This is a genomic window from Pseudolabrys sp. FHR47 (assembly GCF_005153485.1).
GTDB lineage: Bacteria > Pseudomonadota > Alphaproteobacteria > Rhizobiales > Xanthobacteraceae > Pseudolabrys.
This window is the reverse complement of record NZ_CP039740.1, coordinates 3,930,646-3,943,473: the sequence shown is the minus strand read 5'-3', so window position 1 is coordinate 3,943,473 and position 12,828 is coordinate 3,930,646. Positions and strand designations below refer to the sequence as shown.

The 12,828-nt window shown below is 63.4% G+C and carries 11 protein-coding genes and 1 tRNA gene; 2 read left to right on the top strand and 10 right to left on the bottom strand.

Translation table 11 applies throughout. The features are described 5' to 3' along the window. Nucleotides 1-30: 30 nt before the first annotated feature. Both E8Q40_RS19255 and trxB read right to left on the bottom strand, forming a co-directional pair. Nucleotides 31-921, bottom strand: a complete 891-nt coding sequence (locus tag E8Q40_RS19255; protein WP_137046054.1) for a LysR family transcriptional regulator — start codon at nt 919-921, stop codon at nt 31-33. Between the two features lie 26 nt (nt 922-947). Beyond that, nucleotides 948-1,913, bottom strand: coding sequence for a thioredoxin-disulfide reductase (gene trxB, locus E8Q40_RS19250; protein ID WP_137046053.1), 966 nt, complete (start codon nt 1,911-1,913; stop codon nt 948-950). 199 nt (nt 1,914-2,112) lie between these two features. On the opposite strand from trxB, the gene E8Q40_RS19245 reads away from it, so the two are divergent. Together E8Q40_RS19245 and E8Q40_RS19240 are read left to right on the top strand one after the other, a co-directional pair. Next, nucleotides 2,113-2,619: an Lrp/AsnC family transcriptional regulator gene (locus E8Q40_RS19245; RefSeq protein ID WP_370455209.1), complete on the top strand. Its 507-nt coding sequence runs from the start codon at nt 2,113-2,115 to the stop codon at nt 2,617-2,619. A 288-nt stretch (nt 2,620-2,907) separates the two neighbouring features. Continuing rightward, nucleotides 2,908-4,623 (top strand): methyl-accepting chemotaxis protein, encoded by a 1,716-nt coding sequence (locus tag E8Q40_RS19240; RefSeq protein WP_137046051.1) that lies wholly within the window; start codon nt 2,908-2,910, stop codon nt 4,621-4,623. A gap of 88 nt (nt 4,624-4,711) precedes the next feature. On the opposite strand, the gene greA is transcribed toward E8Q40_RS19240, so the two are convergent. The 8 genes from greA to E8Q40_RS19205 form a co-directional block, all read right to left on the bottom strand. After that, the gene (gene greA / locus E8Q40_RS19235; RefSeq protein WP_137046050.1) at nt 4,712-5,185 is read right to left on the bottom strand and encodes a transcription elongation factor GreA; all 474 of its coding nucleotides are present in this window, start codon (nt 5,183-5,185) and stop codon (nt 4,712-4,714) included. Nucleotides 5,186-5,432: 247 nt separating this feature from the next. Then, entirely contained in the window at nt 5,433-8,747 is a 3,315-nt protein-coding gene (gene carB / locus E8Q40_RS19230; protein WP_137046049.1) for a carbamoyl-phosphate synthase large subunit, read from the bottom strand. A gap of 256 nt (nt 8,748-9,003) precedes the next feature. After that, nucleotides 9,004-9,210 (bottom strand): hypothetical protein, encoded by a 207-nt coding sequence (locus tag E8Q40_RS19225; protein ID WP_137046048.1) that lies wholly within the window; start codon nt 9,208-9,210, stop codon nt 9,004-9,006. A gap of 39 nt (nt 9,211-9,249) precedes the next feature. Beyond that, complete coding sequence (locus E8Q40_RS19220; RefSeq protein ID WP_137046047.1) at nt 9,250-9,639, bottom strand: hypothetical protein; 390 nt, start codon at nt 9,637-9,639, stop codon at nt 9,250-9,252. After that, entirely contained in the window at nt 9,636-10,991 is a 1,356-nt protein-coding gene (locus E8Q40_RS19215; RefSeq protein ID WP_137046046.1) for an acyclic terpene utilization AtuA family protein, read from the bottom strand. Before E8Q40_RS19215 ends, E8Q40_RS19220 begins: the two co-directional genes overlap by 4 nt. 166 nt (nt 10,992-11,157) lie before the next feature. Then, nucleotides 11,158-11,233 (bottom strand) — tRNA-Ala (locus tag E8Q40_RS22055). 93 nt (nt 11,234-11,326) lie between these two features. Further along, a complete protein-coding gene (locus E8Q40_RS19210; protein WP_137046045.1) occupies nt 11,327-12,019 on the bottom strand; it encodes a class I SAM-dependent methyltransferase in 693 nt (230 codons plus the stop codon). Nucleotides 12,020-12,029: 10 nt separating this feature from the next. After that, entirely contained in the window at nt 12,030-12,689 is a 660-nt protein-coding gene (locus E8Q40_RS19205; protein WP_137046044.1) for a helix-turn-helix domain-containing protein, read from the bottom strand. Nucleotides 12,690-12,828 lie beyond the last annotated feature (139 nt).

Genomic DNA, 12,828 nt, shown 5'->3' with positions numbered 1-12,828 from the left:
CGCGATGAAAGTCCTCAAACGCCCCGCGGCCTAGAAATTCCAACGCTGCGCATTGGCGACGAGGAAGTCGCGGAAGACCTGAATGCGCGCAACCGATTTGAGTTCTTCGGGATAAACGAAGTAGGCGTCGAGCGCGAGCGTGTCCTGTTCGCCGAACAACTGCACCAGTCCGCCGTTTTCTTCGACGAGATAGTCCGGGAGCATCGCGACGCCGAGACCGCGCTGGCAGGCGCGCAACAGACCGAGCACATTGTTGATGGTCAGATGCGGAACGCGCGGGTGCTTGGCTTCGCGCCCGACTTCGACCAGCCAGCGGCGATTGGCGAAATGCGCGGGCACGTTGCCGCCGAGCAGCAGGACGCGATGCTGGTCCAGCTCTTCATAGGTGCGCGGCGTGCCGAAGCGCTTGAGATAATCCGGCGATGCATAAGCGTGGAAGTGCACCGAGAACAGCTTGCGTTGAATGAGGTCTGGCTGGGTCGGCTGACGCAGGCGAATGGCGACGTCGGCCTCGCGCATGGCAAGGTCGAGCTCTTCGTCGGTGGTGATCAGCGTGATCTGGATGTCGGGATAGAGATCGAGGAATTCGCCGAGGCGCGGCGTCAGCCAATGAATGCCGATGCCGGCCGAGGTGGACACCTTGAGTTCGCCGTTCGGCCGCTCGCGCGAATCGGTGAGCTTGGTGCGCGCCGCTTCCAGCTTCATGAACACTTCATGCGCCGTGCGGTAGAGCATATCGCCCTGTTCCGTGAGGATCAGGCCGCGGGCGTGACGATGAAACAGCGAGACGTTGAGATCGGTTTCCAACGCCGAGACCTGGCGCGACACCGCCGACTGCGAGAGGCCGAGACGCTCGCCGGCATGGGTGAAGGACCCGGCTTCGGCTGCGGCGTGAAACACCTTCAGCTTGTCCCAGTCCATCGAGTTATTCGGATTATGAGGCATTATCATTCGGCGGCCGCCTGTTGAGTGTCGTGGGCGGCAAGGAAGCGCTCGGTCTCGAGCGCGGCCATGCAACCCTGGCCCGCCGCAGTTACCGCCTGCCGATAGATGTCATCGGTGACGTCGCCGGCGGCGAACACGCCCGGCACCGATGTCGCGGTCGAGTGTCCCGCCGTGACGATATAGCCCGAGGGCTTCATTTCGAGCTGACCGGCGAACAGTTCGGACGCCGGCTGATGGCCGATGGCGATGAAGACACCGTCGGCCGCGTGCTCGGTGACGCCGCCGGTCTTGAGGTTCTTCAGCGCGATGCGACGTACCTTGAGCGGGTTTTCGTCGCCCATCACGTCGTGCAGCACGGTGTCCCACACCACCTCGATCTTGGGATGCTTGAACAGCCGGTCCTGCAGGATGCGTTCGGCGCGGAAGTGGTCGCGGCGATGCACGACCGTGACCTTCGAGGCGAAGTTGGTGAGGAACAGCGCTTCCTCGACCGCGGTGTTGCCGCCGCCGATCACGAAGACTTCTTTGTTCTTGTAGAAGAAGCCATCGCAGGTGGCGCAGGCGGAAACGCCGTAGCCTTTGAACTTCTGTTCCGAGGGCAGGTCGAGCCAGCGCGCCTGGGCACCGGTCGCCACGATCAGCGCGTCGGCAAGATAGATGTCGCCCGAATCGCAGGTCAGCCGGAACGGCCGCGCCCCGAGTTCGACCTTGCTGACGTGATCATAGACGATATTGGTGCCGACATGCTGGGCCTGGGCCTGCATCTGCTCCATGAGCCAGGGGCCCTGAATGACGTCGGCGAAGCCTGGGTAGTTCTCGACATCGGTGGTGATGGTGAGCTGGCCGCCGGGCTGGATGCCCTGGATGAGAGTCGGCTGCAGCATGGCGCGGGAGGCATAGATCGCGGCGGTGTAGCCGGCCGGCCCCGAGCCGATGATCACGACTTTGGAATGGATCGTCTTGGACATTTTGTATTTCGCCCCCTGAGGCGGTCGAGAATTAGGGGGCCCCGGCGATATGGATTGGCCCTCTGGGGAGAGCTTTCTGGCCCGGCTCAATCTATGGCTTTCTAGGAGCTATGCAAGATACGCAACCCGGACGGTGCACAGCCTCGCATGACCGTGAATAGACAGCGCAACAATCTTTCGCGAAAGAATATTTCTCTATATGGATATTCCGCCGGATCGACCGCCGTCCCGCCAGGAGAGCCCCGTGCCAGCCACCCTCGATGCCATTGACCGCAAGATTCTGAAGGAGCTGCAGGACGACGGCCGCATGACCAACGTCGAGTTGGCGCGCCGCGTCGGTATCTCGGCACCGCCCTGCCTTCGCCGGGTGCGGGCGCTGGAAGAGGCCGGGTACATCAAGGGCTATCGGGCGCTGCTCGACGAGAAGATGCTCGGCTACGAGGTGGTGGTCTTCGCCTTCGTGCACCTGTCGAGTCAGGCCGAGAGCGACTTGTCGGCCTTCGAGGCCTTCGTGCGCGCGCAGCCTTTGGTGCGCGAGTGCTGGATGCTGTCCGGCGAGATCGACTTCGTCCTCAAATGCGTGGCGCCGGACCTCAAGACCTTCCAGGCCTTCGTCGAAAAGCTCACCGCCGGCCCCAATGTGCGCAACGTCAAGACCTCGCTGACGCTGCGGCAGTCCAAGGACGCGGCGATGGTGCCGATGTGAAGCGGACGCGCCGAATTAGAAACAGGACGAATCACGCTGTCGCACGCCGCAATTGATATTATGCCGGACGGCAAAGTGCCGGCAGCTTTGGCAATCTGGTTTGCCGTTTCTCCGTTTTGCGTAAATAAACAATTTATTCAATAAACAACCGTAGATTTTGACGAATCTGATGCCGGCCCGGATTTGGGGTCGCAGCACCTCTATTGGAATAAGCGCAGGCGTTTCCTGCGTTGGAATGCGTACGGCTCCGCCGTCGTCACCCCGCAATTCATTTTATCGGGAAAATTCATGCCCAGATTCGACATTCGTGCGCGGCTCTACAGCGTGGTCGTCCTGTCCGCGGTTGGCCTGGTCGTCATCCTGGCCGTCCTGATCAACATGATGACCGACACCACCCAGGCGCGGCGGCAGCAGGAACTCAAGGGGCTGACCGATTCGGTGATGTCGCTGGTGGCAAGCGAGCATGCGCTCGCCAAAGCCGGCAAGATCAGCGAGGCCGATGCCCAGAAGCGGGCGCTCGAACTGATCTCGAAGATACGCTACGCCGGCAACAACTATTTCTGGGTCAACGATCTGCATCCGAAGATGCTGATGCATCCGATCGTGAAGGAACTCGACGGCAAGGATCTCACCAATAACAAGGACCCGAACGGGCTCGCGCTCTTCATGGAGTTCGTCAAGGTTGCCAAGGCGCACGGTTCAGGCTTCGTCGAATATATGTGGCCAAAGCCCGGCCACACGCAGCCGGTCGAGAAGATATCCTACGTCGCACTGTTCGAACCGTGGGGCTGGATCGTCGGCACCGGCGTCTACAACGACGATCTCAGGGCCGAGCGCAATCGCGCCTTGATAGTCGGCGGCATTACGGGGCTTGTCATCCTGCTGCTCGTGGTCGGCATATCGACTTACTTCATCCGCGATATCGTCAAACGGACGGCGCAGCTGCGCGAAGCGATGCGCGAGATGTCGAACGGCAATTTCGATGTCGTGCTTCCGGATACGAAGCGCGCCGACGAACTCGGCCAGATCTCGGAAGCGGCGAACCTGATCGTCGAACGCTTCGGCGACACCATCAACACCATCAAAGCGGCGACGAGCGAGATCAGCAGCGCATCGGCGGAGATTTCGACCAGCACCACCGACCTGTCGCAGCGTACCGAGGAGCAGGCCGCCAGTCTGGAACAGACCTCGGCGTCGATGGAAGAGATGACCGCGACGGTCAGGAAGAACGCCGAGAACGCCAAGCAGGCCAGCGATCTGGCGGGTACGGCCTGTGCCGTCGCCGATCGCGGCGGCGAGGTCGCCGCCAAGACGGTCGAGGCCATGGCCAAGATCGAAGAATCCTCGCGGAAGATCGCCGACATCATCGGCGTCATCGACGAGATCGCGCGGCAGACCAATCTCCTGGCGCTCAATGCCGCGGTGGAAGCGGCGCGCGCCGGCGAGGCCGGTCGCGGCTTCGCCGTGGTGGCCACCGAGGTGCGCAGCCTCGCCCAGCGCTCGTCGCAGGCGGCCAAGGACATCAAGGACCTGATCAACAATTCGAGCGATCAGGTCAAAGACGGCGTCGAACTGGTCAAGCTCGCCGGCGGTTCGCTCACCGAAATTCTGGACTCGATCAAGAGCGTCGCCGTGATCGTCTCCGAGATCGCCAATGCCAGCAACGAGCAGGCCATCGGCATCGAGGAAATCAATCGGGCGCTGACTCAGATGGACGAGGTGACCCAGCAGAACTCGGCGCTGGTGGAAGAAAACGCGGCGACGGCCAAGACGCTGGAGCAGCAGGCGAGGGCGATCGCGGCCGACGAACGCATCGCCTACTTCCGGCCGCGCACGGCGGAGCACGCGATGGATACGGTGGCGGGCCGCGCAAAACCGAAAACCGTGCAGCCAAAACCCGTGGCGGCGAAGCAGTCCGAGGCCCAGGCCAAGACGCGCGGCGGTCCGGTGGCGCAAATGCAGGGCAATCTCGCCGTCGCGTTCAAACGCGAGGAAGAGTTCTAGGCCTTCGCCAACGCGCCCCGCACATCACAAATGAAATGGCCGGGCAATGCCCGGCCATTTTTATCGGATCGCAGCGCGCGCGAAGCGGTTACTTCCACTCCACCTTCTTGATCTCGTAGCCTTTGGCGCCGCCAGGCGCGTTGACCTCGACCGTGGCGCCCTTGGACTTGCCGATCAGCGCTTTGGCGAGCGGCGAGGTAACCGAGATCTTGCCGGCCTTGGCATTGGCTTCGGGCTCGCCGACGATCTGCCACACCTTCTTCTCCTCGGTATCCTCGTCGATCAAAGTCACGGTCGCGCCGAAGGTAATCGTGTCGCCCGACAGTTTCGACACGTCGATGACATCGGCGCGCGCCAGCTTGTCCTCAAGCTCGGCGATGGCGCCCTCGTTGAGCGACTGCTGTTCCTTGGCGGCGTGATACTCGGCGTTCTCCGACAGGTCGCCGTGCGAGCGCGCCTCGGTGATCTGCTGAATGATGCGCGGGCGCTCGACCGACTGGCGGTGCTTGAGTTCCTCCTCCAGCACGGTGTAGCCCGCGGCGGTCATCGGAATCTTATCCATCTTCTCTTCTCCTCCTGGCCGCTGCTGGCGTCATTGGACTGACGCGCGCCGCCAAGCCTTTCCATCCGTAAGGCCGTCCCGGCAGGGACAGGCCAATCGTAATTGGACTCCGGACACGGCAAATCCGTTCCGGAGTCCTGCGAACTTTCTAACCGGTCAAAACCTTGCCCAGCCGCGGCGAGCTTTGTCGCCCGCGACCGTCTCTTGTTCTGCCCGGCCTCACACTCGCCGTCATCCGGGGGGCCGGTCAGGCCCGCCCGGTGAAATAGCTTTGCAGCGCGCGGACCTCGAGGTCGCCCCCGAGATAGGCTTTTATGCCTTGCGCCGCCGCGACGGCTCCCGAAAGAGTGGTGTAGTACGGCACTTTATGCAAGAGGGCGGCGTGGCGCAGGGAGCGGCTGTCGGCCAGCGCCGCGGCACCCTCGGTGGTGTTGAAGACGAGCTGGACGCCGCCGTTCTTGATCGCATCGACGATATGCGGCCGGCCTTCCAGCACCTTGTTGATCTTGGTGGCCTCGACGCCGTTCTCGGCCAGATAACGCAGGGTGCCCGATGTGGCGATGCACTTGAAGCCGAGCGACGTCAGAAGCTTGATCGAGGGCAGGATGCGCGGCTTGTCTTCGTCGCGCACCGACACGAACACCGTGCCCGAGCGGGGCAAATTGGTGCCGCCGCCGATCTGGCTCTTGGCGAAGGCGGTCTCGAAAGTCATATCGAGACCCATCACTTCGCCGGTCGATTTCATTTCCGGCCCGAGCACTGTGTCGACGCCGGGGAAGCGGGCGAAGGGGAATACCGATTCCTTGACGGCCTTGTGCCGGAAGGTCGCCTGCTTGAGCTTGAAGCTGGCCAGACTCTCGCCCGCCATGATGCGCGAGGCGATCTTGGCGACCGGCAGGCCGATCACCTTGGCGACGAACGGCACCGTGCGCGAGGCCCGCGGGTTCACTTCCAGCACGTAGATGTCGCCATCCTTGATGGCGTACTGCACGTTCATCAGACCGCCGACATTGAGCGCCAGCGCGAGTTCGCGCGTTTGCCGCTCGAGTTCGGCGATGGTCTCTTTCGACAGCGAGTGCGGCGGCAGCGCGCAGGCCGAGTCGCCTGAGTGAATGCCGGCCTCCTCGATGTGCTCCATGATTCCGGCGATGAAGGTGTCCTTGCCGTCGGCGAGACAATCGACATCGACTTCGGTGGCGTCGGTCAGGTAGCTGTCGATCAGAAGCGGGCTTTTCGCCGACACGATCAGTTCCGACGGCTTGTCGAGCGTGGCTGCGAGACGCTGGACGTAGCGATCGGCGTGCGCGCCGTCGCGGACGATTTCCATGCCGCGGCCGCCGAGCACGTTCGACGGGCGGATCACGACCGGATAGCCGATCTTGTCGGCAACCTCGCGCACCGCGCCCGGCGAGGTGGCGATGCCATTGGCCGGCTGGCGGATCTTCAGCTTGTCGATGAGCTTCTTGAAGCGATCACGGTCTTCGGCGAGATCGATGGCGTCGGGCGAGGTGCCGAGGATCGGCACATTCGCCTTCTCCAGTGCGCTGGCGAGCTTGAGCGGCGTCTGGCCTCCGAACTGCACGATCACGCCATGCAGCGTGCCTTTCGAGCGCTCGGTGTCGATGATCTCGAGCACGTCTTCCGGCGTCAGTGGCTCGAAATAGAGCCGGTCCGACGTGTCGTAGTCGGTCGACACCGTCTCCGGATTGCAGTTGACCATGATGGTCTCGTAGCCGGCATCCTTGAGCGCGAAGCAGGCGTGACAGCAGCAGTAATCGAACTCGATGCCCTGGCCGATGCGGTTCGGGCCGCCGCCGAGAATGACGACCTTCTTCTTGTCCGAGGGGCGCGCCTCGTTGGCCATCTGGCCGGCGAAGGCGGTCTCGTAGGTCGAATACATGTAGGCTGTGGGCGAGGCGAATTCGGCCGCGCAGGTGTCGATGCGCTTGTAGACCGGATGGACGTCGAGCTTGCGGCGCGCGGCGGCGACGTCATCGTCGCTCTTGCCGGTGAGCTTGCCGAGACGCTTGTCCGAGAAGCCCATCGCCTTGAGACGGCGGAACGCTCCCGCGGTGGGCGGCAGGCCCTTGGCGACGACTTCGGCCTCCGCTTCGACGATGCCGCGCAATTCGCGCAGGAACCACGGGTCGATGCGGCAGGCCGTGTAGATCAGATCGTCCGAGGCCCCGAGGCGCATGGCCTGCGCCACTTTGAGGAGGCGGTCCGGCGTCGGCGTGCCGAGCGCGGCGCGGATGGCCGCCTTGTTGTCGGCGTCGTCGAGGCCCTTGTCGTGGTCGTAACCGTCGATCCAGATTTCATCGAGACCGGTGAGGCCGGTCTCCAGCGAGCGCAGCGCCTTCTGCAAGCTCTCCTGGAACGTGCGGCCGATGGCCATGGCTTCGCCGACCGATTTCATCGACGTGGTCAGAACGTTCGAGGCGCCGGGGAATTTCTCGAAGGCAAAACGGGGAATCTTGGTGACGACGTAGTCGATCGTCGGTTCGAACGAGGCCGGCGTGGCACCGCCGGTAATGTCGTTGGCGATCTCATCGAGCGTGTAGCCGATCGCGAGCTTGGCCGCGACCTTGGCAATCGGGAAGCCGGTCGCTTTTGATGCCAGCGCCGACGAGCGCGACACGCGCGGATTCATCTCGATGACGACGAGGCGGCCGTCTTCCGGATTGACGGCGAACTGCACGTTCGAGCCGCCGGTCTCGACGCCGATCTCGCGCAGCACCGCGATCGAGGCGTCGCGCATGATCTGGTATTCTTTGTCGGTGAGCGTCAGCGCCGGCGCCACCGTCATCGAGTCGCCGGTATGTACGCCCATCGGATCGATGTTCTCGATCGAGCAGATGATGATGCAGTTGTCCTTCTTGTCGCGGACAACTTCCATCTCGAACTCTTTCCAGCCGAGCACTGACTCTTCGATCAGCACCTCGGAGGTCGGCGAGGCGTCGATGCCGCCTTCGACGATTTCAATGAACTCGGCCTTGTTGTAGGCGATGCCGCCGCCGGTGCCGCCGAGCGTGAAGGACGGACGGATAATGGCCGGCAGGCCGATATCCTCCAGCGCCTCGAGCGCCTGGATCAATGTCTTGACGTGATGCGAGCGCGGCGTCGGCAGGCCGATCTTGGTCATGGCCTCGCGGAACAGCTCGCGGTCCTCGGCCTTGTCGATGGCGTCGGCGGTGGCGCCGATCATCTGCACGTCGAACTTTTCGAGCGTGCCCATCTTGCGCAGGCTCAGCGCGCAGTTCAGCGCGGTCTGGCCGCCCATGGTCGGCAGCAGCGCGAAGCCGCCGGGAACGACATTGCGTTCCTTTTCGATGATCTTGGCGACGAGTTCGGGGGTGATCGGCTCGATATAGGTGGCGTCGGCGAGATCGGGATCGGTCATGATCGTCGCCGGGTTCGAGTTCACCAGGACGACGCGGTAGCCTTCTTCCTTGAGCGCCTTGCAGGCCTGTGTGCCCGAGTAATCGAATTCACAGGCCTGTCCGATCACGATCGGACCGGCGCCGATGATCATCACGGTCTTGATGTCGGTGCGTTTGGGCATGCGGAAGGATCGGCTCCCGGAAACTGGGCACAAAAAAAGGGCGCGCTTTCGCGCGCTTTCAGGCTGAAAGAAACCGGTCAGCCGGCCGGAAAGCGCAATTCTGCGAAGAGGGCGGCGCTGGGCCGCGAGGGGTGCTTAGACCAGAATCGGCGGGGTGGGAAGCCTCTGAAACCCCTCAAGCCACAAGTACTTGGCGCGGGTTCGCCTCAAATTGTCACGATTCCGCGGAAAATCCGGATGCGTCCCGCCGCCGGCCTCACATCGCCCGCTGTTCGTGCCCGCATTCCTTGCACTTGTACATGACGCGGGTCTCGCCCGCCTTGGCCGAGACCTTGTTGACGGCGCCGCACTTGCCGCACTTGGTCTCGATACGGGTATCACCCTGCTTCACGGCGAGGCCCTTGCGCTCCATCGCCTCGCGCATCAGCCGCTCGGCCTCCGCGCGCTGTTCCTGTTTCGACATTGACTCTGCCTGCCAGCCGTTCGAACCGGCAGCGTCATACTATTCGCGCCGAGCGCTGTCCATGATCGCGGCCGCATCCGGGGCGCCAACCTTGGCGTATTTTGCAAGCTCGTCAGGCACCGGAATGCGCATGCCAAGCAGATGGAAGCTCAGCGTCTTGCCGTGGGAATCGAGGTTGAGCGCCTGCGTCACGCCGCCGTCGAGGACGTCGTCGAGCACGAAATTGAGCGCGTGCATCTTCGGCAGTTCGTACCGCTTCACCGACGATGGCTTGCGATGGATGAAGCGCATGGCGACGGCAGCCTCGGTGACATGCCGCACGAGCAGCGGATAGATCGCCGGCTCGTAGGCGATCAGCGAGATATTGAGCCGGTTGCCCTTGTCGCCGGTGCGGGCATGGGCCAGTGCGTGCAGTTCGAGCCGTGTCATGACCGCGCCTCCACGATCTCGACTTTTGGCGTCACGGCGCTGCGCGGAATGAAGCATGAGGTCGCGGCAATGCGCGGGCGCAGCGCGAGGCGAATGCCGCCGCCGGCCGCCGGCCCGGCGCAGTACAAAGCCTCGACTTCCTGCAGACCACGCTCGACCAGCGCTTTGTCGTTGCCGGCAAAGGCGACGCGCAGGCGCACGTCGCGCGTCGGCTCGCCGAATGAGTCGATGTCGTTGAAGGCGCTGCCGCCATCGTCGCCGAGCACGCTGAGCACGCCGATGATGTCGCAGCGGATGCGGATGTCCTTCGGGCTGCGCTTCTTCACCACATCGGCGGCAAGCCGCGCGCGGGCCAGCGCGTTCGGGCCGTAATAGGAGATCTCGCCTTCGGCCAGCCAGCCGCCGTCGTAACAGACCGTCACCTTCAGCGTGTCGGGCCGCTGGTGCCCGGTGATGCCGTCGACGCGCACGCGGTCCTGGCCGAGTTCGACGATCTCAGCGTTGCTGATGTCGGCGGTGACGTCGGGCGTGAGATAAGCGGCCGGGTCGTGCACCTCATAGAGCAGTTGCTCGGCGACGGTGCGGCGATCGACGAGGCCGCCGCCTTGCGCCTTGCCGATGACGAAGCTCGCATCGCGTTCGATGGCGGCGATGGGAAAGCCGATGTTATCCGGCTCCGGCACATCCTTCCATCCGGGATCGGCGAAGTAGCCGCCGGTGACCTGCGCGCCGCATTCGAGCAGATGCCCGGCCATGGTGCCGACGCCGAGCCGGTGCCAGTCGTCATAAGCCCAGCCAAAAGCATGAATGAGCGGTCCCAGCGTCAGCGCCGGATCGGCGACGCGGCCGGTGACGACGACGTCGGCGCCTTCGCCCAAAGCTTCGACGATGGGCGCCGCGCCGAGATAGGCATTCGCGGAAACCAGCGATTTGTCGTCAGGCAATTCATTGCTCGCAGCGCGCAACACCTCGATGCCTTCCGGCCCGAGCATGTCGTCGCCGGTAACGACGCCGATTTTCGCCCGCACCTTCTGCTCGGCGGCGAGGTCGGCGATCAGCTTCGCGGCCGCCGGCGGATTGCCGGCGCCGAAATTACCGACGATGGAAATCTTCGACTCGACGCAGTCCTTGAGCACCGGCGTCAGCAGGGCTTTGAGCTTCGGCTCATAACCAAGGCCGGGATTCTCCCGGCGGCGCAATTGCGCCAGCGCCAAGGTCCGTTCGCCGAGCGTTTCGAAGATGATGGCGGCGCGTTCGCCGGAGGCCTTGAGATCACGCACTACGGCAATCGGGGCATCGATGCGGTCGCCGGAATAACCGGCGCCGGCGCCGATCAGCATTCGCTCTGCCATGTCCGCGTTTCCTGGCCCGCCCCTTCGCTGTCATCCCCCGCGAAGGCGGGGGATCCAGCTCTTTCTTCGAAGCGCTGGGTCGTCCGCTTTCGCGGACGATGACGCTGGCGATCAGTGTCGGGCGAGCGGCGAAGAGAAGTCAACGCCGCGGCAGCGGCTGAAAGAGTGGAGGCCCAGCCTGGATTTGAACCAGGGTGAAGGACCTTGCGGGGTCCTTTGCGTACGCGCTCCGCCACCGGGCCATGTGCGAAGCCTATACTGCCGCGATCACATGGTCGTTAACAGGCTGCGGCATTTTGGATTGCGGTTAACGCCGCTATTAACCACGGCGGCGCTCACGCCGGCTTCGAGATGAATGTCATGCGGTGCTGGTTGTGGCCAGTATTGTGCGCGGCGCGTTTGGGTTCGAAGCCCGCGGCCTTGAGTTTCGCCAGCGCCTCGGCCTCGGTGTAGTGCGACAGGCCGTGCGTCTTCTTCAGCGTGAAATAGTCCGACACCAGGATGCGGATCAGCCCGCCGACCGCGGCCCAGAAGAAGCCGTTGGCGGCGCCGAATTTCAGCAGCGACAACGCGGCCCATACCGAGGCCATCTGCGGCGGCACGATGTCGCCGAGCACGAAGGTGCCGGTCGGTTTCAGCAGGCGGTGGAACGTCGCCATCATGGCGTCGAGTTCGGCGGCGGTGAGATACTGCGCCACCGAGTGCAGTACGATCATGTCGACCGAGTGGTCGGGCGTCGCCGCCGCTTCGTCCGGGCTCATCACCGACATTTTCGGGTTCGCCGCATAACGCTCGCGCAAGGCTGCGCGCACATTCGGCGCCGCCTCGACCAGTGTGAGGTGTTTGCACGCCTCCGCCACCAGCGCCGCGCTCGTCGCTTCGCCGCAGCCGTAGTCCATGACGATGGCGTCGGGCGAGGGCACCAGCGCGCGGATGTCTTTCGCAATGGTCTCATAGTGAACGTCGCGATGGCGCGCATTCACATAGATCACCGAGTGCTTGAAATCGTAGAAGCTGATCCAGTCCATGGGATGACGCTCAAAGGGCTGCGGTGCGGGTCACGCTCTGGCGGAGCGCCTCGACCGTATCGTGATCTTCCGCCGTGCAGACGCACAGGCACTGGGCCGGGGCATCGCCGGCGTTGAGATAGGCGTGGCCCATATTGCTGTCGAGATAAATGCCGTCGCCGGCTTCCAGAATCTCGGGGGCATAGAACTCGGTGTGCACTTCGATGCGGCCATCGAGGACCTGGATATACTCTTCGCCGGCGTGCTTCAGCAGCGGGCCGAACTCGTCGAGGCTGCGGGCGCGGACCTCGACCAGGAATGGCACCATGCGTTTGCCGACCAGATCCGTACAGCGGAATTTGTAAGTATAGGCGTCGGCCTCGACCACCTGGCCGCTGCCCTGCCGTGCTAGGCTGCGGCGGCCGGTCACCAGCGGCCGTTGCGCGGCAAGGGTATCCGCTTGCGGCGTGTAGAACAGCTCGGTGATCTCGATGCCCAGCCCGTTCGCCACCTGTAGCAGCTTGTCGTAGGTCAGCGACATCAGGCCGTTTTCCACCTTGGACAGGCTGGAGATGGAAATGCCGCTGCGTTCGGCCAGCTGCTTCAAGGTGACGCCCCGCGCCTTGCGCGCGGCCATCAGGCAGGGCCCGAGCTGCGACGGGGCGAGTTTGCTGGGGAGCGTATCGGTCATCGCCGCCATGGCTACCACAGAACATTCGCGTTTCGTGAAATATTTCAAATTATGAAAACTATCTTCCGTTCCTTGAAGTCGCCTTTTTCGGTAGAAAATTGCCACAAACTAGGTAATTTCGGACGATTCTACGGCCTTC

Coding starts and splice junctions, on each gene's coding strand:
- E8Q40_RS19255 (WP_137046054.1), bottom strand. CDS start 921: ATGGACTGGGACAAGCTGAAGGTGTTTCACGCCGCAGCCGAAGCCGGG.
- trxB (WP_137046053.1), bottom strand. CDS start 1,913: ATGTCCAAGACGATCCATTCCAAAGTCGTGATCATCGGCTCGGGGCCG.
- E8Q40_RS19245 (WP_370455209.1), top strand. CDS start 2,113: ATGGATATTCCGCCGGATCGACCGCCGTCCCGCCAGGAGAGCCCCGTG.
- E8Q40_RS19240 (WP_137046051.1), top strand. CDS start 2,908: ATGCCCAGATTCGACATTCGTGCGCGGCTCTACAGCGTGGTCGTCCTG.
- greA (WP_137046050.1), bottom strand. CDS start 5,185: ATGGATAAGATTCCGATGACCGCCGCGGGCTACACCGTGCTGGAGGAG.
- carB (WP_137046049.1), bottom strand. CDS start 8,747: ATGCCCAAACGCACCGACATCAAGACCGTGATGATCATCGGCGCCGGT.
- E8Q40_RS19225 (WP_137046048.1), bottom strand. CDS start 9,210: ATGTCGAAACAGGAACAGCGCGCGGAGGCCGAGCGGCTGATGCGCGAG.
- E8Q40_RS19220 (WP_137046047.1), bottom strand. CDS start 9,639: ATGACACGGCTCGAACTGCACGCACTGGCCCATGCCCGCACCGGCGAC.
- E8Q40_RS19215 (WP_137046046.1), bottom strand. CDS start 10,991: ATGGCAGAGCGAATGCTGATCGGCGCCGGCGCCGGTTATTCCGGCGAC.
- E8Q40_RS19210 (WP_137046045.1), bottom strand. CDS start 12,019: ATGGACTGGATCAGCTTCTACGATTTCAAGCACTCGGTGATCTATGTG.
- E8Q40_RS19205 (WP_137046044.1), bottom strand. CDS start 12,689: ATGACCGATACGCTCCCCAGCAAACTCGCCCCGTCGCAGCTCGGGCCC.